Annotated in this window: 16 protein-coding genes; 5 read left to right on the top strand and 11 right to left on the bottom strand. The window is 70.2% G+C overall.

All coding sequences use genetic code 11. From position 1 onward, the window contains the following. Positions 1 to 42: 42 nt before the first annotated feature. Positions 43 to 999: an alpha/beta fold hydrolase gene (locus FQY83_RS08025; RefSeq protein ID WP_146386878.1), complete on the top strand. Its 957-nt coding sequence runs from the start codon at positions 43 to 45 to the stop codon at positions 997 to 999. A 268-nt stretch (positions 1,000 to 1,267) separates the two neighbouring features. Here FQY83_RS08025 and FQY83_RS08020 read toward each other — a convergent pair whose 3' ends face one another. The 7 genes from FQY83_RS08020 to sufT all read right to left on the bottom strand — a co-directional run bounded on the left by FQY83_RS08020 (position 1,268) and on the right by sufT (position 11,802). Beyond that, the gene (locus tag FQY83_RS08020) at positions 1,268 to 2,893 is read right to left on the bottom strand and encodes an acyl-CoA dehydrogenase family protein (protein WP_146386876.1); all 1,626 of its coding nucleotides are present in this window, start codon (positions 2,891 to 2,893) and stop codon (positions 1,268 to 1,270) included. After that, a complete protein-coding gene (locus FQY83_RS08015; protein WP_146386874.1) occupies positions 2,890 to 4,146 on the bottom strand; it encodes an FAD-dependent oxidoreductase in 1,257 nt (418 codons plus the stop codon). Before FQY83_RS08015 ends, FQY83_RS08020 begins: the two co-directional genes overlap by 4 nt. A 199-nt stretch (positions 4,147 to 4,345) precedes the next feature. Beyond that, the gene (locus FQY83_RS08010; protein WP_146386873.1) at positions 4,346 to 4,552 is read right to left on the bottom strand and encodes a cold-shock protein; all 207 of its coding nucleotides are present in this window, start codon (positions 4,550 to 4,552) and stop codon (positions 4,346 to 4,348) included. Positions 4,553 to 4,650: 98 nt separating this feature from the next. Then, the gene (locus FQY83_RS08005) at positions 4,651 to 5,406 is read right to left on the bottom strand and encodes an S-methyl-5'-thioinosine phosphorylase (protein WP_146386871.1); all 756 of its coding nucleotides are present in this window, start codon (positions 5,404 to 5,406) and stop codon (positions 4,651 to 4,653) included. 776 nt (positions 5,407 to 6,182) lie between these two features. Further along, on the bottom strand, positions 6,183 to 8,510 hold the full coding sequence (locus FQY83_RS08000) for a proprotein convertase P-domain-containing protein (RefSeq protein WP_146386868.1): 2,328 nt from the start codon (positions 8,508 to 8,510) through the stop codon (positions 6,183 to 6,185). A gap of 114 nt (positions 8,511 to 8,624) precedes the next feature. Continuing rightward, positions 8,625 to 10,997: a S8 family serine peptidase gene (locus FQY83_RS07995; protein ID WP_158636459.1), complete on the bottom strand. Its 2,373-nt coding sequence runs from the start codon at positions 10,995 to 10,997 to the stop codon at positions 8,625 to 8,627. A 253-nt stretch (positions 10,998 to 11,250) separates the two neighbouring features. Continuing rightward, a complete protein-coding gene (gene sufT, locus FQY83_RS07990; protein WP_146386866.1) occupies positions 11,251 to 11,802 on the bottom strand; it encodes a putative Fe-S cluster assembly protein SufT in 552 nt (183 codons plus the stop codon). A gap of 97 nt (positions 11,803 to 11,899) precedes the next feature. Between sufT and FQY83_RS07985 the strand changes: the two genes are divergently transcribed. Next, positions 11,900 to 12,313, top strand: a complete 414-nt coding sequence (locus FQY83_RS07985; protein WP_146386864.1) for a hypothetical protein — start codon at positions 11,900 to 11,902, stop codon at positions 12,311 to 12,313. Between the two features lie 18 nt (positions 12,314 to 12,331). Here FQY83_RS07985 and FQY83_RS07980 read toward each other — a convergent pair whose 3' ends face one another. Beyond that, complete coding sequence (locus FQY83_RS07980; RefSeq protein ID WP_146386862.1) at positions 12,332 to 13,741, bottom strand: NAD(P)(+) transhydrogenase (Re/Si-specific) subunit beta; 1,410 nt, start codon at positions 13,739 to 13,741, stop codon at positions 12,332 to 12,334. After that, entirely contained in the window at positions 13,738 to 14,037 is a 300-nt protein-coding gene (locus tag FQY83_RS07975) for an NAD(P) transhydrogenase subunit alpha part 2 (RefSeq protein WP_146386860.1), read from the bottom strand. Before FQY83_RS07975 ends, FQY83_RS07980 begins: the two co-directional genes overlap by 4 nt. A gap of 219 nt (positions 14,038 to 14,256) precedes the next feature. Between FQY83_RS07975 and FQY83_RS07970 the strand changes: the two genes are divergently transcribed. From FQY83_RS07970 to FQY83_RS07960, 3 genes are read left to right on the top strand one after another with little or no spacing between them, the layout of a single operon-like run. Beyond that, complete coding sequence (locus FQY83_RS07970; RefSeq protein WP_146387265.1) at positions 14,257 to 14,811, top strand: RNA polymerase sigma factor; 555 nt, start codon at positions 14,257 to 14,259, stop codon at positions 14,809 to 14,811. Then, on the top strand, positions 14,808 to 15,185 hold the full coding sequence (locus tag FQY83_RS07965) for an alanine:cation symporter family protein (protein ID WP_146386858.1): 378 nt from the start codon (positions 14,808 to 14,810) through the stop codon (positions 15,183 to 15,185). Before FQY83_RS07970 ends, FQY83_RS07965 begins: the two co-directional genes overlap by 4 nt. A 3-nt stretch (positions 15,186 to 15,188) precedes the next feature. After that, a complete protein-coding gene (locus FQY83_RS07960; RefSeq protein WP_146386856.1) occupies positions 15,189 to 15,617 on the top strand; it encodes a DUF3106 domain-containing protein in 429 nt (142 codons plus the stop codon). 215 nt (positions 15,618 to 15,832) lie between these two features. Here FQY83_RS07960 and FQY83_RS07955 read toward each other — a convergent pair whose 3' ends face one another. Then, on the bottom strand, positions 15,833 to 16,930 hold the full coding sequence (locus tag FQY83_RS07955; RefSeq protein WP_146386854.1) for an NAD(P) transhydrogenase subunit alpha: 1,098 nt from the start codon (positions 16,928 to 16,930) through the stop codon (positions 15,833 to 15,835). 112 nt (positions 16,931 to 17,042) lie between these two features. Beyond that, positions 17,043 to 19,475, bottom strand: a complete 2,433-nt coding sequence (locus tag FQY83_RS07950) for a DUF1631 family protein (protein ID WP_146386852.1) — start codon at positions 19,473 to 19,475, stop codon at positions 17,043 to 17,045. Positions 19,476 to 19,480 lie beyond the last annotated feature (5 nt).

The following is a 19,480-nucleotide window of genomic DNA, read 5'->3' as shown; positions in this document are numbered from 1 at the left end:
CCCTACTTCCTTCCACCTTCCTTCATCCAACGAGGCAACGCCATGAACGCCATGACCCGCACCTTCTCCGCCAGCCTGCTGGCCCTCGCCCTGCAGGCCGGCTTCGCCGCCCACGCCGCGCAGCCCGCGGCCACCGCGCAGTCCGCCGCCCGCACCGCCACCGTCGACGGCGACCACGTCGTCACCGCCGACGGCGTGCGCCTCTACTACAAGGACTGGGGCCCGAAGGACGGCCCGGTGGTCACCTTCAGCCACGGCTGGCCGCTGAACTCGGACAGCTGGGAATCGCAGATGTTCTTCCTGGCCTCGCGGGGCTATCGCGTGGTCGCCCACGACCGCCGCGGCCACGGCCGCTCCAGCCAGCCCTGGGACGGCAACGACATGGACCACTACGCCGACGACCTCGCCGCCGTGATCGATGCGCTGGACCTCAACGACGTCACCGTGGTCGGCTTCTCCACCGGTGGCGGCGAGGTGGCGCGCTACATCGGCCGCCACGGCACGGCGCGGGTGAAGAAGGCGGTGCTGGTGGCCGCGGTGCCGCCGCTGATGCTGCAGACCGACGACAACCCCGGCGGCCTGCCGATCGAGGTCTTCGACGGCCTGCGCAAGGCCTCGCTCGAGAACCGTTCGCAGCTGTACCTCGACATCGCGTCCGGTCCGTTCTTCGGCTTCAACCGTCCCGGCGCGACGCCCAACCAGGCGCTGGTCCAGTCGTTCTGGGTGCAGGGCATGCAGGCCGGCCACAAGAACACCTACGACTCGATCGCGGCGTTCTCGGCCACCGACTTCCGCGAGGACCTGAAGAAGTTCGACGTGCCGACGCTGGTGGTCCACGGCAGCGACGACCAGATCGTGCCGGTCGACACCTCGGCGCGCGCCGCCGCGGCGCTGGTCGACGGTGCGGAACTGATCGTCTATCCGGGCGCCCCGCACGGCCTGGCCGACACCCACAAGGACCGGCTCAACCAGGACCTGCTGGACTTCCTGGAGAAGTAGGTCCACCACCAACGCACTGCCGGCCGCGTGCATCCTGCCTGCGGCCGGCTTCTTTTGTCGGCGCAGTGCCGCTTGCATGGCCGCACGCCTGCACCGACGCCCGACGATGGCGCGACGTTCGAGCCCCCTGCGGCGTTCGATCCTCACTGTCATCCCGAGCGCAGCGAGGGATCTCCGTCCGGTTGACTTCAAAAGCAGATCCCTCGCTGCGCTCGGGATGACACGGGCCGGCATCGCGCTACCGGATGCGTGGCCTCACGCCACCGGATCAGTCGCCGGTCGCGCGCGCGATGAGCGCGTCGAAAGCGATGTCCGCCGGCAAGGTGCCGAACACTGCACCGTGGGCGCCGCCGAGGCGGCTGCGGCAGAACGCGCCGGCGACGGCGCTGCCGGCGCGCAGCAGCACCGAGGCCTGCAGCAGCAGCGCCATGCGATCGACCAGGTGCCGCGCACCGGCCTCGGACGGATTTGCGGACAAGGTCCCGCGCAGGACGGCGAGCGCGGCATCGAAATCGCCGTCGCGGCCGGCGGCGGCATCGAGTTCGGCCAGCAGTGCCGCCACGCTGTCCGGCTCGCGCGACAGCGCGCGCAGCACGTCGAGACACTGGATGTTGCCGCTGCCTTCCCAGATCGAGTTCAGCGGCGCCTGCCGGTACAGCCGCGGCAGCAGCGATTCCTCGACGTAACCGTTGCCGCCCAGGCATTCCTGCGCTTCGTTGACGAAGGCCGGCGCGCGCCGGCAGATCCAGAACTTGCCGATCGCGGTGGCGATGCGCGCCAGCGCCGCCTGCGCCGGATCGCGCGGCGCCGCATCCACCGCGCGCGCGACGCGCATGGCCAGCGCGATCGCGGCTTCGGCCTCGATCGCGAGATCGGCCAGCACGTTGCGCATCAGCGGCTGGTCGAGCAGCGCCTTGCCGAACGCTTGCCGGTGCCGGCAGTGGTGCAGCGCCTGCGACAGCGCCATGCGCATCAGCCCGGCCGAACCGAGCATGCAGTCGAGCCGGGTCAGCATCACCATCTCGATGATGGTCGCCACGCCGCGTCCCTCGTCGCCAATGCGATGCGCACGCGCGGCGTCGAATTCGATCTCGGACGAGGCGTTGCTCCAGTCGCCGAGCTTGTCCTTGAGCCGCATCAGCCGGAAACCGTTGAGCGCGCCGTCGGGCAGGCGTCGCGGCATCAGGAAGCAGGTCAGCCCGCCGGGCGCCTGCGCCAGCACCAGGAAGGCGTCGCTCATCGGCGCGGAGAAGAACCACTTGTGACCGCGCAGCACATAGCCGTCGCCGCCCGGCAGCGGCTCGGCCGTGGTGGTGTTCGCGCGCACGTCGCTGCCGCCCTGCTTCTCGGTCATGCCCATGCCGAGAGTGACGCCGGCCTTGTCCGCCATCGGCAGGTCGCGCGGGTCGTAGCGGCAGGCGGCGACCTTCGCCACCCAGTCGTGCAGCGCGGGTTCGCGCGCCAGCACGGGCACCGCGGCGTGGGTCATCGTCAGCGGGCAGCTGCTGCCCGGCTCCGCCTGGTAGTGCAGGTAGCTCAGCGCCGCGCGCGCGACGTGCGCGCCGGGCGACGGTTCGGCCCAGGACAGGCCGGCGACGCCGTCTTCGATCGCGGCCTGCATGATGGCGTGGTAGTTCGGATGGAATTCGACCGTGTCGATGCGATGGCCGAAGCGGTCGTGCGTGCGCAGCCGCGGGCGGTCGCGGTGCGCGTCGAACGAAGCCGCGAGTAGGTCCCCGCCCGCCAGCGTGCCGTAGGCGGCGATCCGGTCGGCGAAGGCGCCGCCGCCCTCTCTCGCCAGCGCCTCGCGCAGCGCGATGTCGTCGCGCCACAGGTCGTGCGGCGCGAACTCCGGCGGCTGGTTGTCGACCGCATGGGTTCCGGATCCGGTCATCGCGCCTCCCTCCCGTCACTGCGGCCGCACACGCCGTCCGCCAGCGCGCCGACGAAGGCCTCGTCGAGCGCGATCCGGCCGAACAGGCCGTGCTGCGTGCCGCTCAGCACCTGCAGCATATGCGTTCTGCCGAACGGAAGCCGGCCCGCCGGCCGCAGCGCGATGTCGCGCAGCCTCGCCACGGTGTCGAGGTCGGACTGGAACATCGGCGTGAGCCAGCGGCTCCACAGCTGGTAGATCGCGACATGGCGGCGGCGCGCCCGCTGGAACGCGTCCAGCGCATCGGGCAGCGGCCGGTGCATGCGCAGTGCATCGGCCAGCGCCGCCGCATCCATCAGCGCCATGTTCACGCCCTGCCCCAGCTGCGGGCTCATCGCATGCGCGGCGTCGCCGATCAGCACGGCATGGCCGCGGTGCCAGTGTGCGACCACCGCATCGCGATAGCCGGCGCGCGCGAGATGCTCCGGTGCGGCGATCCCATCCAGCAACGGCGCGATCTCCGGCCACAGCGACAGCACCTCCGCCTTCCAGGCATCGAGGCCACCTTCGCGCCAGGCGTCGAACGTGGCGACCGGCAGGCTCCAGAAGAAGCTCAACCTCGGCGTGTCGTCGCCCGGCCGCGTGCCCACCGGCAGCAGGCCGATCATCTTGCGCGCGGCGACGTAGCGCTGGCGCAGTTCGCGCAGGTGCGGCCAGTCCGCCGCCGGCAGCAGGCACCACAGCGCGCCCCAGGGATACGGCTGGTCGAGCCGGATGCGGCCGACCTTCGCGCGCAGCAGCGACCCGGCGCCGTCGGCGACCACGACGAGGTCGTAGGGACCGTGCCGTCCGCCGGCCTCGTCGAGCAGCATGCGTCCGTCGTCGGCCAGTTCGACGATGCGCGTGCCCGCGCGCACCTCGCGATGCCCGTCCCACGCATCGGACAGGATCGAAAACAATGCGCCGCGCTGCAGCCCGATGCCGGCCAGGCGCGGATCGAGCCCGGCGTAGCGCATGTCCATCACCGCGCGCCCGCACGGCGTATCGCCGAACAAGCGTTCGACCACCGCGCCATGGCGCAGCACCTGCGGCAGCAGGCCCATGCGCCACAGCACCTGCAGGCCGCTGGGCTGCAGCAGGAACCCGGCGCCGACCGGGCCGGGCACCGGCACGCGCTCGAACACCTCGACCGCATGCCCGTCGCGCGACAGCAGCACCGCCGCGCACTGGCCCGCGCTGCCGTAGCCGACGATGGCGATGCGCCGGTGGGTCATGCTGCCCGCCACCAGGAAAAAAGGGGAGGCTCCCAAGTGAGGGCGCAATACGGCAAAACTGTCATTTCGACCGCAGGGAGAAATCCCCCCTTCCCTTGCGCCGGAGACGGGATTTCTCCCTGCGGTCGAAATGACAGTTTCGAGGAGCCAGAAAAAAGCCCCGCCAGGGCGGGGCCGGAATAGATCGTCGCCGACACCATCAGGCGACCGGCTGCACCCCTGCCGCCTGCGCACCCTTCGGACCCTGGGTGACTTCGTACTGGACGCGCTGGCCTTCCTGCAGGCTGCGGAAGCCCTTGGAGTCGATCGCGGAATAGTGCACGAAGACATCGGCGCTGCCGTCTTCCGGTGCAATGAACCCGAACCCCTTGGCGTCGTTGAACCACTTCACTGTGCCGTATTGCATGACTCGTCGAACCTCGTGATGGCTGGTGGCGCCCGGCCGGCCGTGCAAGGCGTCCGGCCGGACCCGTCGAGTATGCAAAGCAAGCCCGGTCGATGCAATCACCCGGCCAGCAGCGCCGAGACGATCTTCGGCACGCCCGAGGACGCGGCGGCGACGTTCGCCAGCACGTCGTCGAGCGTGATCACCTCGTCCGGATCCGGTCCCGCGCCCGCCGCCCAGTTGGCGACGATCGCCAGGCACGCGTATTCAAGGCCCAGTTCGCGCGCGAGGCCGGCTTCGGGCATGCCGGTCATGCCGACGAGATCGCAGCCGTCACGACGCATGCGCGCGATCTCCGCCTTCGTCTCCAGCCGTGGTCCCTGGGTGGCGCCATAGCAGCCGTCCTCGACAAGTGTGACGCCCGACACCTTCGCCGCCTCGATCACGCTGCGGCGCAGCGCCGGCGTGTAGGGATCGCCGAAGTCGGCGTGCAGCACTTCGCTGCCGGCTTCCTCGCAGATCGTCGAGATGCGTCCCCAGGTGTAGTCGATCAACTGGTCCGGGCAGGCGAGCACGCGCGGACCGAAACGTTCGCTGATGCCGCCGACGGTGTTGAGCGCCAGCACCCGCGTCGCGCCCAGCGCCTGCAGCGCGGCGAGGTTGGCGCGGTAGTTGACCTTGTGCGGCGGCACCGAATGCCCCTCGCCGTGGCGCGCAAGGAAGGCGACGCGCTGGCCGGCCAGTGTGCCGACGCGGATCGGGCCGGAGGGCGCACCGTACTTCGTGACGGGCTGGTGGGTTTCGATGTCCTGCAGTTCGGCCAGGGCGTAGAGGCCGGTACCGCCGATGACGGCGAGCGGGAGTTCTGTGGTCATGGGGGAAGCCTGTCGTCCTGTGCGGCCCGGCGCGCTGCGTGCGGTTCGCCCGGCGGGGAAGGAAGGATACCCCGGGCGATTGTCCGGTTCGATGCCGGTGGGACGGCACCGGCAAGCTCGACGGGATTTTTCGACAGGGCATCCCTGTCGTGCCGAAAAACGGCGGGCCTCCATGCATCGCGGCTGCCGAACCATATTCCGCAACCTGTAGAAGTGCCTTCAGACGCGACTGGCCGGCGCCAGGGAACTCCCGGTCGCGGCTGAAGCCGCTCCCACAACGGCCAAGCACTGTCATTTCGAGCGTAGCGAGAAATCTGCGCTATTCGAGATTCCTCACTGCGTTCGGAATGACAGGCTGGAGTCTTCCAGCGGTTTCCTTGAAAGCCCGCACAGTCTCCAGACCCGCAGGGCGCCGCACAGGGATGTGCGGCGTTTTCCGCCACGGCATGGATGCCGTGTCGGAAAATCCCCTCACACTCCCCGTTCGCGGATTCGCCTTGTCGGGGAAAGCGTTTTTCTTTGGTTCGTTTCTTTTGACGCTTATCAAAAGAAATGAACCCGCCGAAGGCGGAAGCTTTTGCTTCCAACCCAAAGCGCACCCAACGAAATCCTCCGCATCCACAAACAACTGCGAAGGCAGGAACTGCCCCGCAAAGCCGGCGCTTGCAAAAGGCCACATCGAAGCAAACGACCGAGATCGTCCCCCACCATTGGCATGAAAAAAGACCCCGGCAAGCCGGGGTCGAAACATGCATGAAACCCGGATGGCCATCCCCTCAGAAGGTGATGCTCCAGCGATTGAGCGTCCCGGTATCCAGCGCCGCGTTGTCGGACACGCGCAGGTTCCAGGTGCCGTTCTTCGGCTCGCTCGACAGGTCGACCGTGTAGGTCGCGTCGATGTCGTCCGCGCTGCCGCCGGTGCGGTTGTGCAGCACGTAGGTGCTGCCGTCCGGCGCGACCAGGGTGACGATGAGGTCGCCGATCCAGGTGTGGGTGATGTCGACGTACACCTGGGTCTGGGCCGGGGCGTTGCCGCTGGCGCCGGAGACGGTGATCGGACTGTCGACGCCGGCGCTGCTGTTGTCCGGGATCGGATAGGCCGTGTTGTTGCTGTAGGTTTCGCTCAGCCCGTGCGTGGCGACCAGGCGCACGCCGGCATAGGCGCTCTCACCACGCAGCAGCACGTAGTAGGTGCCCGGCTCGGGATCGGCGATGACGATCGTCTCGTTGTTGCCGGGACGGGTCGAACGCCAGTCGTAGGCGGCGGTCGTCGGCACCGCCTCGTGGCTGACGTACAGCGACACGTTGCCGGTGCCGGTATAGGTCCGGAAGCTCAGCGGACCGGTGCCGTTCTCCGGAACGACCAGGCGGTACAGCGTGTCGCTGCCGGCCGCGCCGGCCAGCCCGCTCACCAGTTCGCCGTTGACCAGGTCGATCGCATCGGGCGTGGCCGAGACCGCGATCAGCGCGGAGTGGGTGTGGGTGTTGTCGTCCTCGTCGGTCACCATCAGGCTGACGTCGTAGCTGCCGTCCGCCGCGTAGGTATGCACCGGGTGCTCGTCGGTCGAGGTAGTGCCGTCGCCGAAGTCCCACGCGTACGCCAGCGTCTCGCCGTCGTCGGTCGAGGTGTTGGTGAAGGTGACGGTCAACTCGTCCGCGGTCCAGGTGAAGCCCGCGACCGGCAGGGTCGGATCGACCGGCGTGGAATCGAGGCCATCGATGAACTCGGCGCCGGTGCCGGCCGGATCCAGCCAGTTGCTCAGGCGGGTGGTGTCACTGCCGCCGCCGGTCCACGAGGTGAACACGCGACCATACCAGTCGACGTGGTCGGTCGGGCCTGTGGTCGAGCAAGAGGCGTAGCCACCGTGCAGTTGGCCGATCACGCGGCCGTCGGGGCTGTACAGCGGCGAGCCCGACGAGCCGCCCTCGGTCGTGCCCGGCTGGTCCCAGTACACGTACAGGTGGTTGGTTCCGCTCGCGCCGAGATAGCCCTCGATCCTCAGCGGATTGCTGGAGTGCGTGATGCGCTTCTCCGCCACGCGCGGGTGGTGGATGCCGGTCGCGCCGTTGAAGGCGAGGTCGCGACGGTCCCAGCCCGACCAGTAGAGGTTGAACTCCGGGTCCGCCGGATCGTCCAGCTCCAGCAGGGTGAAGTCCGAGCCCGAGAAGCTGGCCAGCGGCGTCGCGCCGGTCTGGTTCTGCGCCAGGCTGCCGTCGCCGTTGGCGCCGCTCTCGGCACTGCCGGGCGTGCGGCAATACGAGTTCTGGTAGTTCCAGTACACCACGATGCTGGCCGCGGCATCGGTCGAACCCATGCTGCAGTGGTTCGCGGTCAGGAAGTACATCTTCTGGTCGTTGCCGGTGTTGTTCACCAGCGAGCCGCTGCAGTAGAACGTACCGAAGCGCGAGTACGCGCCGGACGAGCGGATCTGGTCGCGCCAGCCGTCGCCGGCGGGACAGGCCACGTCGATGTTGCAGCTGCCCGAGACGCCCTTCTCCTGTCCGGTCCACGGCGCCGCCGCCAGCCGGTCGAAGCCGACGTAGTCGTGGTTGATGCTGGTCAGGCGCAGCTTCAGCTCGCCCGCCTTCGCCTTCGGCACCACGACCTCGATCACCGCGTGGTCGCCGGAGACCACCGGCGTCCACAGCTTGCCGTGGCGCTTGTTGTCGGCGCTGGTGAATTCACGGATCAGCTCGGGGCTGGCGTTGCCCTTCAGGCCCGCCGGATAGACCAGCATGTGCCCGCCCTCGGGCATGCGGTATTGGTCGAAGCCGAAGTTCAGCGACAGCGCGCCCTTCGACTGCACGCGCAGGCGCCAGACGAGGTTGTCGCCCACCTCGTCCCAGTCGCCCGCGGTCGCCGGGGTGATGTCGACCGCCAGCGGCGCGGCGAAACGCACCGGCGCGCCGGCCAGCTTCGACGCGCGGCGGGCGTCCTCCGCCTTGAGCCGGGCCACGTCGACGCCGGGCATGCTGCGCACTTCCACGGTGTGTTCCGCCGGAAGCCTGTAATCGAACGCCGCGGGCCGGGCGTCGCCGGGCGCGGCCTGCGCCGCTCCCGCCGAAAGCATGCCCGCCACGATCCAACCGGTGATGCGTTTCATTCCATCGACTCCTCATCCAATCGGCTTTCGCCTTCGAAAAGAAAGGCGGCACGCCGGTCGCCCGGGTGCCGCCCCTTCCACTTCATCGCCTTGCGGTGGCGCCTGCGTGTCGCATCAGAAGGTGATGCTCCAGCTGTTGATGTAGCCGGTGTCGCCGGCCCAGTTGTCGTTGACGCGCAGGCGCCACGTGCCGTTGCGCGGCTCGCTGGACAGGTTCACCGTGTAGGTGCCGATGATGTTGTCGGCGCTGCCGCCGGTGCGGTTGTGCAGCACGTACACGCTGCCGTCCGGCGCCACCAGGTCGACCTTCAGGTCGGCGCGGTAGGTGTGGCGGATGTCGATCGCCACCGGCGTGTTGTTCGGCGCGTTGCCGCTGCGTCCGGACACCGTCATCGGGCTTTCGACCGTGCTGTTGTCGTTGATCGGGTAGTCGGTGCCGTTGCTGTAGGTCTGCGTGCCACCACCGCCGCCGGCGCTGTACGAGCCGGTGAGCGTGACCCCGGAGAACGCCGAATAGCCGCGCAGCATCACGTGGTAGGTGCCCGCCTGCGGCGACGCGAACGAGCAGGACTCGGCGTTGCCGCTGCGGTACGGGCGGCAGTCGTAGGCCGATGTGGTCGGTGCGGAACCGAAGCGCACGTACAGGTCGGCGTCGCCGCTGCCGCCCGAGGTGGCGATCACCAGGTTGCTGGCGCCGGCCGGCACGTTGATCGTCCAGGACTGCGTGCTGCCGGAAGCGCCGGAGATGCCGGTCACCGGCACGCCGTTCTGCAGCACGCTGCCGCCACCGCCGCCGCTGCTCACGGTCACCGACTGGGTGCGGGTGTTGGTCGCGCCGTCGTCGTCGGTCACGGTCAAGGTGACGCTGTAGGTGCCCGCGGACGAATACGTCTTGCTCGGATTGGTCGCCGTCGACGTGGTGCCGTCGCCGAAATTCCAGCTGCGCGAGGCGATCGTGCCGTCGCTGTCGGTGGAGGTATCGGTGAACTGCACGGTCAGGCCGCTGGCCGATGCGGTGAACCCGGCGACCGGGGCGGTGTTGCCGCCGCCACCGCCGGCCACCGCAGCCACCGCAGCCGCCGCGTTGACGATACCGCCGCCGATCGCGGGGCTCTGGGTCGAGGGGAACGCGCGCAGCGTGCTCTTGAGCGTGCTCTCGACCTGCGCCGGCGTCAGCGGCGTCGATGCCGCCGCCTGCATCAGCGCGACCACGCCGGCCACGTGCGGCGCCGCCATCGAGGTGCCGGCCATGCACAGGTAGTTCTCGGTCGTCGGCCCCTGGCTGCCGGCGTTGCCGGTGGACACGATCAGGGTCGCGCAGCTGCCGCTGTCGCCGCCGGGCGCGGCCACGTCGATGCTGCTGCCGTAGTTGGAATAGCTGGCGCGGTTGCCGGTGTTGCCGATCGCCGCCACGTTGATCACGTTGTTGCAGCTGGCCGGGGTGAAGCTCGAGGCGTTGGCATTGCTGTTGCCCGCCGCCACCACCACCGTGGTGCCGCGGCCGACCGCGGCGTTGATCGCGTTCTGGTAGGTGCTCGAACAACTGCCGCTGCCGCCCAGGCTCATGTTGATGACCTCGGCCGGGTTGGCGTTCGCGGGCACGCCGCTGACGGTGCCGCCCGAGGCCCAGGTGATGCCGTCGACGATGTCGGAGGTGTAGCCGCCACCGCGGCCGAGCACGCGCACCGGCGAGATCTTCGCGCCGTAGGCCACGCCGATCACGCCGGCGCCGTTGTTGCCTACCGCGGCGATGGTGCCGGCGACGTGGGTCCCGTGCCAGCTCGACGGATCACCGCCGTAATAGTCGCCCGGGTCGCTCGGGTCGGAATCGCGGCCGTTGCCGTCGCCGGCGACGGTGGTGTTGCTGATGAAGTCGTAGCCCGCGATCACGTTGGCGTTGAGGTCGCTGTGGCTGACGATGCCGGTGTCGAGCACGGCCACCACGGTGCCGGCGCCGTTGGTTGTATCCCAGGCCTGGTTGGCCCGGATCCCGGCGACGCCGTCCTTCAGGCCCCACAGGTAGGTGGCGTAGTGCGGATCGTTCGGGGTCAGCAGCGGCTGCATGATCTGGTCGACCTCGACGTACTCGACGTTGGGATCGGCCGCGATCTGGCGCATCAGGGTCTCGGCGTCGACGCGATCGAGCTTGCGGCTGACGCGGACCACGTCGGCGCCGACCGCCAGGCGGCGCTGGTGCGCGAGGCGCAGCATGCCGTCGCGCACGCCCGCCGCCCGCAGCGACGGCGAGGCGCCGACCAGGGCCGATGCGGCGCTGTCGAGGCCACGCGCGCGCAGTGCGGCGTCGGCATGTTCCGGCGCGCCGGCCTTGTACTTGACGATGAACTGGTCGAACGAGGTGTCTGACTGCAGGCCGTCGAGATCGGCACGGCCGGCGAAGGCCGGCACCGCGACCGCGGCGGACAGCGCAACGGCAGTCGCAGCCGCCAGTGCATGCAGGCGAATGCGGCGATTGGAAAGATCGGACATCGACACTACCCCCGAAACAGAGAACAGCCGCCAGGGCGGCGAGAAGCCGGCCGGCACGGGACCGAAGGGGGTCTTGAGGCGTGGAACATCCCTGTGTCTCGCGTCATTCGACATGAATGCGAACTGACACAACCGTCCGCAAACTGACGCTACACGACAGCTGAATCGGGTCGCAACGGGACTTTGGGAATCAGTTGCATGTGAAATCGTGATTTCTCTCACGATTCCAACATGTCTACCGCTGTCTGTTGCCCTACAGCATGCCCGTCTCGAGGCGCGCGGCCTCGGACATCATGGTCTGGTTCCACGGCGGATCGAACACCAGCTCGACGTCGGCCTCGTCGACCGTCGGGATCAGCTCGAGCTTGCTGCGCACGTCCTCGAGCAGGATCTCGCCCATGCCGCAGCCGGGCGCGGTGAGGGTCATCTGCACGTCGACCGCGCGGCGGCCGTCGCCGAGCGAGCGGACCTGGGCCTCGTAGACCAGGCCGAGATCGACCACGTTGATGGGGATTTCCGGGTCGAAGCAGGTCCGCAGCTGCTTCCAGACCAGTTGTTCCACCGCGGCGTCATCGGCGCCGTCGGGCAGCTCCAGCGGCTCCGGCGGCTCCTTGCCGATGGCGTCGGCGTCCTTGCCCGCGATGCGGAACAGGTTGCCCTCGACGAACACCGTCCAGCTGCCGCCCAGCGCCTGGGTGATGTAGCCGACACTGCCCGCGGGCAGGGTGACGCCCTCGCCCTGCGGGACGAGGACGGCCTCGCAATCGCGCTCGAAGCGCACCGGTTCGCTGCTGCGGGAATACATGCGGGAAGGATGGGGGCGAAGGCCCGTCGTGCAAGCCGCTCATTGTATCGCCGCGCGCCCGGTATCCTGAGCGGCCGTCCGCAACGATGCCTTCCGCATGACGCAACAGCGCCGCCCCGCCTCCCTCGCGCTCGCCGCGGGCCTGCTGCTGCTGGGCAGCCTCGGCATCGCCGCGGCCTGGGTGCTGGTGGCGATGGCGCTCGATTCGCAGAGCAGCTGGATGGCGCTGGTCGCGGCCGCGGACGCCGCCCTGATCGTCCGCCTGGCGCGCCTGCGGCCCGGCTTCGGGCGCGCGCTGTGCGGCGTGCTGGCGACGCTGCTGGCGATCCTCGCCGCCAACTGGGGCATCGTCGCCGCTTGGCTGGGCCGCCACATGGGCCTGCTGCCGTGGGACTCGATGCTCAAGCTCGGCCCGGACTTCGCCTGGCTGCTGATGCGGCTGTCCAACACCGCCACCGACCTGGCCTGGATGGCGGCGGCGCTGGTGGTGGCCGCCCTCGCCTCGCGCTGACCGCGCGGCGCGGCGGGCTCAGTGCCCGCCGCCGTCGAGCGCCTTGAGTTCGCTGACCAGGGCGCTCGCCATCTCCGCGCCGTCGCCGTAGAGCATGCGCGTGTTGTCGGCGTAGAACAGCGCGTTCTCGATGCCGGCAAAGCCGGTGCCCCTGCCGCGCTTGATGACGATGGTGTTCTTCGAGTTCACCACGTCCAGGATCGGCATGCCGTAGATCGGCGAAGCCGGGTCGGTCTTGGCCACCGGATTCACCACGTCGTTGGCGCCGATCACCAGCGAAACGTCGGTATTGGCGAACTCGGGGTTGATGTCGTCCATGTCCGCGATCAGATCGTAGGGCACGCCGGCCTCGGCCAGCAGCACGTTCATGTGCCCGGGCATGCGGCCGGCCACCGGGTGGATCGCGAACTTCACCTTCACCCCGCGCTCGATCAGCCGCTGCGTCAGCTCCCAGATCTTGTGCTGCGCCTGCGCCACCGCCATGCCGTAGCCGGGCACGATCACCACGCGCTCGGCGAAGGCCATCATCGCCGCCACGTCGCCGGCCTCGATCGGCTTCTGCGCACCGGTGATCTCCTGCGCCTCGCCGCTCGCCCCGCCGAAGTTGGAGAACAGCACGTTGCTGATCGGCCGGTTCATCGCCTTGGCCATCAGCCGCGTGAGCAGGATGCCGGCCGCGCCGACCATCATGCCGGCGATGATCAGCGCCTCGTTGCCGAGCACGTAGCCCTCGAACGCGACCGCCAGACCGGTGAAGGCGTTGTACAGCGAGATCACCACCGGCATGTCGGCGCCGCCGATCGGCAGCGTCATCAGGATGCCCAGCGCCAGCGCCACCAGGAAGAAGGCGACGATCGCAGGCATGCCCAGCGACCAGATCACCACGCCGCCCAGCACCACGGCCGCGGCGAACACCAAGAAGTTGAACGCCTGCTGCCCCGGGAAGGTGTAGCGCTTGTCCATGCGCCCGTCGAGCTTGGCCCAGGCGATCACCGAACCCGACAGCGCCACCGAGCCGATCAGCGAGCCCAGCACCGCCAGCACCAGCGGCACCGGGCCCGAGGCCTGCCCCGCCGCCGACCAGCGCAGCAGTTCCACCGCGCCGATCGCCGCCGCCGAGCCGCCGCCCATGCCGTTGAACAGCGCCACCATCTGCGGCATGTCGGTGATCGCCACCTTCTTGCCCCAGACCCAGGCCGACACCGTGCCCAGCAGCGTCGCCACCAGGATCAGCGCGATGTTGTGCAGGCCCGGCAGGAAGAACGTCGCCACCGTGGCGATCACCATGCCCAGGCCCGCCCAGCGGATGCCGCTGCGCGCGGTCATCGGCGAGGCCATGCGCTGCAGGCCGAGCAGGAACAGCGTGGCCGCGACCAGGTAGCTGGCCTTGATCGCGAGATCGAGGAACTGCGCCAGGGCCGGGCTCATGCCTTCGTCTCCGGCTTCTTGGACGACTTGAACATCTCCAGCATGCGCTCGGTCACCACGTAACCGCCGGCGGCGTTGCCGGCGCCGAGGAACACCGCGACGAAGCCGATCGCCTTCTCCAGCGTGGTGTCGGCATGCCCGAGCACCACCATCGCCCCGATCAGCACGATGCCGTGGATGAAGTTGCTGCCCGACATCAGCGGCGTGTGCAGGATCACCGGCACCCGCGAAATGATCACGTGGCCGGCGATCGCCGCCAGCATGAAGATGTACAAGGCCACGAACCCGTCGATCATCCCCCACTCCCGGCTGCACTGCGTGAGGCCCGCATCATAACCGGGGCTGAACCCGGCGCGGGCCGGTCAACCGTTCGCGTCGCCGGGCGTTGACCTCCCCGGACCCGGTCGGGAGTTGCGGCTGCAACGATACGGATGGATGGCGGAATCGACATGAGGCAGGCGCTCGGCGAAGACCGGTTTGCGTCGCTGCGGATCGGTGCGGGTACGCTGGCGCCCATGGACGCCGCCGCCCAAGCCGATGCCACGACGCGCCCGGAGCCGCCGGCGACGCTGGAGGAATTCCTCTCCGGCGTCTCGACCCGGGCCTTCCGCTTCGCCGAACTGGGCCTGCGCCACCGCGACGACGCGCTGGACGCGGTGCAGGACGCGATGACGAAGATGCTCGGCTACCGCGACCGGCCCGCCGCGGAATGGACGCCGCTGTTCTGGTCGGTGCTGCGCAGCCGGATCATCGACGTGCAGCGCCGGCGCACGTTCCGCCTGAAGTGGCTGACCGATGCGCGCGACCCGGACGGCGAGGAGATCGACTGGGCCGACGAGGCCACGCCCGATCCCTCGCGCGCCCACGACGGCCGCGAGGCCTGGAGCCGGCTGGCGGCCGCGCTGCGCGGGCTTCCGGCACGGCAGCGCGAGGCGTTCACCCTGCGGGTGCTGGAGGAACTGGATGTCGAGGCGACCGCGAAGATCATGGGCTGCGGCGAGGGATCGGTGAAAACCCACCTGTTCCGCGCGCGCGAGGCCCTGCAGAAGCAGCTGGAGGAATTCCGATGACCACCCACGACCCGGGCAACGACCGCTTCGACCAGGCGATGCGCGCGACGCACGCCGACGCGCTGGCGCACGTGTCCGCCGCGACCATGGCGCAGTTGCACCGTCGCCGCCACGCCGCGCTGTCGGTCAGGCCCGCGCGCGGCCTGCGCTGGCCGCTGCCGGCGGCGGCGTTCGCCTCGCTGCTGGTGGTCGCGGTCGGCCTCGGCTTCGGCCTGCGCATGTCCGGCGAGGCACCGCCCGCGCCCGTCGACCCGGCGATCGCGGCAGTCGCTGCAGGTGCAGGCATCGAGGACGCGCTCGACGACCTCGACCAGAACCCCGATTTCTACGTCTGGCTCGCCTCCGGCGACGCCGACCTGCTCGCGATGGAGTAAGCCATGTCGCCCCGCCCCTTCCTGCTTGCCCTCCTCCTCGCCGCCGCGCCGCTCGCCGCGATGGCGCAGTCGCCCGCGCCGCTGCCGGCGTGGGAACAGCTGACGCCCGCGCAGCGCGAACTGCTGCTCGCGCCCGTGCGCGAACGCTGGAACAACAGCTCGCCGGAAAAGCGCCGGCACCTGCTCGAACACGCCGAACGCTGGCGGACCATGACCCCGGAGCAGCGCAGCCACGCCCGCCACGGCATGAAGCGCTGGCAGGACATGCCGCCGGAAAAGCGCGAACAGGCGCGCGCCCTGTTCGAACACATCCGGCCACTGCCCGAGGCCGAGCGCAAGGCGATGCTCGAACGCTGGAAGGCGATGACGCCGGAACAGCGCAAGGCGTGGGTGGAGGCGCATCCGGCGAAGGATCCGCCGCGTTCGCGATAAAGGCCGCGCGCGACGAAGTGCACGGAAGCGCCTGCCCGGCACTCCGAGTCCGCCATTCCGTACAGCGCCCCGGCCCCTGTCATTTCGACCGCAGGGAGAAATCTCCCGCAACCAGCTCCGATATCGCGCGGAGGCCGCAGATTTCTCCCTGCGGTCGAAATGACAGGGTTCGGGGAATATGACAGGGCTGGGAAACGATACTGCCGCCCCTCGGCTCAGGCCGCCGCCGCGCGCTCCGGCCACACCGTCTTCGCCAGCAGTTCGTCGTCCCAGTCGAACGCGAGCGCGCCGTCCCTGAGCAGCAGCGAGACGAAGTTGTAGAGGTTGCGCGCGTACATCTCGCTGGCGTGCAGCGCGCCCTGGCTGGCGAGGTTCAGCGGCCCGGCGACGACCACGTCGTTGCCGGATGCGACGGTTTCGCCGGGTTGCGTGAGCTCGCAGTTGCCCCCGGTCTCGGCGGCGAGGTCGACGATCACGCTGCCGGGCTTCATGCCCGCGACCATCGCCGCGCTGACGATCTTCGGCGCCGGCCGTCCCGGCACCGCGGCGGTGCAGACGATGACGTCGATGCCCTTGAGGTGGTCGGCCAGCCGCTGCTGCTGCAGCGCGCGCTCTTCGTCGGTGAGCTGGCGCGCGTAGCCACCCTCGCCCGCGGCGCTGACGCCGAGGTCGAGAAACTTGCCGCCGAGCGATTCGATCTGCTCGCGCGTTTCCGGGCGCACGTCGAAGCATTCCACCTGCGCGCCGAGGCGCCTGGCGGTCGCCACCGCCTGCAATCCGGCGACGCCGGCGCCGACGATCAGCACCTTCGACGGGCGGATGGTGCCGGCGGCCGTGGTCAGCATCGGAAAATAGCGCGGCGCCAGCTGCGCCGCGATCAGCACCGCCTTGTAGCCGGCGATGCCGGCCTGCGAGCTGAGGATGTCCATCGCCTGCGCGCGCGTGGTGCGCGGCAGGCGCTCGAGCGGGAAGGCGACGATGCCGTTGCCGCGGATCGCGTCGGCGCGCGCCTCGTCGGCCTGCGGCTGCAGCGCGCCGACCAGCACCGCGCCCGGCTTGAGGCGCGCGATCGCGTCGGCGGGCGGCGGCTGCACGCACAGCACCACGTCCGCATCGGCCAGCACGTCGCCGTCCGCCAGCTGCACGCCGGCGTCGGCGTAGGCCTGGTCGGGGAAATGCGCGAGATCGCCCAGCCCCCGCTGCACGCGGACCGTGGCGCCGGCGGCCACCAGCTTCTTCGCCGTTTCCGGGGTCAGCGCGACGCGCCGTTCGCCCTGCGCGGTTTCCCGCGCGACACCGATGATCACCGCCATGCACCGCTCCCCGGACAAGTCCGCGCCATCGTAGCGAATCGGCATGGCCGGCGCATGGCTGGGCGGCAATGGAACAGGTGATACCAACTGCGCGGCCCGGGCGCCGCGCAGGTCAGCCGCCCGAGGAGGCGGCCCTGCCGGCGGCCGGCGCGTCGTCCGGGCCGGCGTTGATCCGCTGCCACAGCTGCTTCATCGCCTCGTCGAACGGCGCATCCACCGAGCGCACCTGCGCGCGTCCTTCGGCGACCATCACCGCCAGTTCCTCGGGCGACACCACCGTCTTGCGCACGCCGCGACGGTTGACGATCAGGAAGCGCCCGGTCAGCGGGCTGATCCAGGCGATCCGCCCCGCGCCTTCGTGGCCCTCCTCGTCGACCAGCCGCAGCCCCTGGCCGACGCGCAGGCGACGCATGCGCGCCGCGATCGCCGGGTCGAACGCCAGCGCGGCCTTGCCGCCGGCGACGCGGAGCACGCCGTCGTCGTCGCCGTCATCAACCGCTTCCGCGGCCTCGCCCTGCGGCTGGTGCACCGTGCGCGGCGTATCGGGCAGCGCCAGCGCGGAGATGATCCGCGCCATCGCGTCGCGCGCCGCGGTGGCCTCCATGCCGCAGCTGGTGTAGCACTCGCCGAGCGGCACCTGCAGTGCGAGGAGCTGCTTGGCGACGACCGCGCCGCGCACCTCGGCCGCGTCGGCGTCGACCTGCACCATCGCGTCGCCGACGTTGATCGCCGACAGGTGACGCTGCGAATCGGGGCCGTCGCGCAACCAGGTCTGGGTGAGGTGGTGGCGCCAGTGACGGTCGAGGAAATGCGCGACCGCGGCGGTCATCTGCCGGTCGGCCAGCCGCGACGCCACCAGGCCCGCGGCGCTGCGCCGGGCCTGCTGCAGGCGCTCGCGCCCGTGGATCGCCTCGGCGGCCCGCTTCTCGGTCAGTTCGGCGCGGCGGCGCTGCTGGTCGAGGTGGTCGCGCAGCTCCGCGGCGGCAAGCTCAAAGATCGCCTGGTCGTCCTGGTATTCGCCGACCACGCGGTCGACCGCGTGCCCGGCCTGGTTGAGCGTCTCCTGATCCTGCGGCGTCCTGCCGACGTTGCCGTCGCAGGCTTCGGTCACCGCGTCGAGCAGCCGCCGCGCCGGGTGGCTGCGGCGGTTGAACAGCGAGTCGTCGGTCAGCGCGACCTTGAGGTAGGGGACCACGAGCTTGCCGTACATCTGGCGCGCGTCGCCGACCAGGTCGTTGGCGTCGAACAGCGACTGGAACAGGATGCCGATCAGGTCGATCGCGTCCTCCTCGTCGCTGCTGAAACGGGTGTTGGCCGGATCGAAGCCGATCTGGCGCACGCCGCTGAGCAGCGCGTGCCGGATCGCGTCGGCCAGCGGCCGCGCATCCTCGCCGGCCAGGACCTTCTCGAACGGCGCCGGGTCGTCGCCCTGCAGCAGCGAGGCGAGATTGAGCAGTTCGGCCGTGTCGAGGACGTGCCCGCCGGTGCCGGGCGCCGCATCCGCCGCGACACCGGCTTCCGGCATGTCCGCCGCCTGTCCGCCGTCGCCCGAAACCTGCGCCTCGCCCGGTTCGCGCGCGCGCCAGGCGCGCAGCTGGTCGCGGACGAGGTCGCGGTAGCGCAGCGGACGGCCACTGGCGAGCGCTTCGGCGACCACCTGCTCGCGCACGCGGCCGGTCGCGGCGGTTTCGCCGGCGTCGTTGATCGCTTCCGCGCCGGCGCGCGCGCCTTCGTCGCGGGCCTGCGGCACGCCGTCACCCGCGCCCGATCCGGCCAGGTGCGGCACGGTGCCACCATCGGGTACCCATTCGCCGTCCGCCTCGCCGCCGCGCGCGACCGGCGCGCGACCCGCCGATGCGGACCCGCCCGCATGCGCGCGCGCGGGCGCGCTGGCGCTGAAGGACGCCGCGTCGAGGATGGCGTTGGTCTTGTCGTACAGCTCGCCCAGCACCTTCGGCAGGCGCTTGTCGAACTGCTGGAACACCATCGAGCGCAGGCCGCTGGTCAGGTCGTCGGCGGCGAACAGCGCGACGAACGCGGTGACCGGCACTTCCGGGCGCAGCGGATTCGGCCGCCGCCGGGTGTTGCCGAGCGCGGCCGACAGCTGGCGCAGGCGCTCGTCGAGCTGCGCCAGCGGATGCAGGAACTGGTGGTCGAGCAGTTCGGTGATCTGCTGGCCGGCGAGGTGGATCTCCAGCTCGGACTCCGACATCAGCGTCAGCGAGCGCTCGCGCTGCGGCGCGTCGGCGGGAGCCTCCCAGCGCGCGAACTCCTTCTCGATCGATTCGCGGAAGCGCGTGGCCAGCTCCAGCGCGCGATGGCTGAGCGCCATCACCGCGACGCGGTCCTCCTGCACGGCAATGTAGTCGTGCCCGGCGAGCGCGGCCAGCCGCACCTGCTCCTCGATCCCGCTCCAGAAGCCCGACAGCACGCCGCCGAGTCCGGTCACGGCCTCATGTTTCAATGATTCAAGTACGCGTGCGGGCGCGTGCAGGGCACTGGCCCGGCCCGGCTGCAAACCTGTCGGAACGGCACGGAGCGTCATTTTGG

The organism is Luteimonas marina, assembly GCF_007859325.1.
GTDB lineage: Bacteria > Pseudomonadota > Gammaproteobacteria > Xanthomonadales > Xanthomonadaceae > Luteimonas > Luteimonas marina.
The sequence above is the reverse complement of the archived record's forward strand: the minus strand, read 5'-3'. Positions and strand labels throughout refer to the sequence as shown.

Coding starts and splice junctions, on each gene's coding strand:
- FQY83_RS08020 (WP_146386876.1), bottom strand. CDS start 2,893: ATGACCGGATCCGGAACCCATGCGGTCGACAACCAGCCGCCGGAGTTC.
- FQY83_RS08005 (WP_146386871.1), bottom strand. CDS start 5,406: ATGACCACAGAACTCCCGCTCGCCGTCATCGGCGGTACCGGCCTCTAC.
- FQY83_RS07985 (WP_146386864.1), top strand. CDS start 11,900: ATGACGCAACAGCGCCGCCCCGCCTCCCTCGCGCTCGCCGCGGGCCTG.
- FQY83_RS08010 (WP_146386873.1), bottom strand. CDS start 4,552: ATGCAATACGGCACAGTGAAGTGGTTCAACGACGCCAAGGGGTTCGGG.
- FQY83_RS08015 (WP_146386874.1), bottom strand. CDS start 4,146: ATGACCCACCGGCGCATCGCCATCGTCGGCTACGGCAGCGCGGGCCAG.
- sufT (WP_146386866.1), bottom strand. CDS start 11,802: ATGTATTCCCGCAGCAGCGAACCGGTGCGCTTCGAGCGCGATTGCGAG.
- FQY83_RS07980 (WP_146386862.1), bottom strand. CDS start 13,741: ATGAGCCCGGCCCTGGCGCAGTTCCTCGATCTCGCGATCAAGGCCAGC.
- FQY83_RS08025 (WP_146386878.1), top strand. CDS start 43: ATGAACGCCATGACCCGCACCTTCTCCGCCAGCCTGCTGGCCCTCGCC.
- FQY83_RS07960 (WP_146386856.1), top strand. CDS start 15,189: ATGTCGCCCCGCCCCTTCCTGCTTGCCCTCCTCCTCGCCGCCGCGCCG.
- FQY83_RS07965 (WP_146386858.1), top strand. CDS start 14,808: ATGACCACCCACGACCCGGGCAACGACCGCTTCGACCAGGCGATGCGC.
- FQY83_RS07950 (WP_146386852.1), bottom strand. CDS start 19,475: ATGACGCTCCGTGCCGTTCCGACAGGTTTGCAGCCGGGCCGGGCCAGT.
- FQY83_RS07955 (WP_146386854.1), bottom strand. CDS start 16,930: ATGGCGGTGATCATCGGTGTCGCGCGGGAAACCGCGCAGGGCGAACGG.
- FQY83_RS07975 (WP_146386860.1), bottom strand. CDS start 14,037: ATGATCGACGGGTTCGTGGCCTTGTACATCTTCATGCTGGCGGCGATC.
- FQY83_RS07995 (WP_158636459.1), bottom strand. CDS start 10,997: ATGTCCGATCTTTCCAATCGCCGCATTCGCCTGCATGCACTGGCGGCT.
- FQY83_RS08000 (WP_146386868.1), bottom strand. CDS start 8,510: ATGAAACGCATCACCGGTTGGATCGTGGCGGGCATGCTTTCGGCGGGA.
- FQY83_RS07970 (WP_146387265.1), top strand. CDS start 14,257: ATGGACGCCGCCGCCCAAGCCGATGCCACGACGCGCCCGGAGCCGCCG.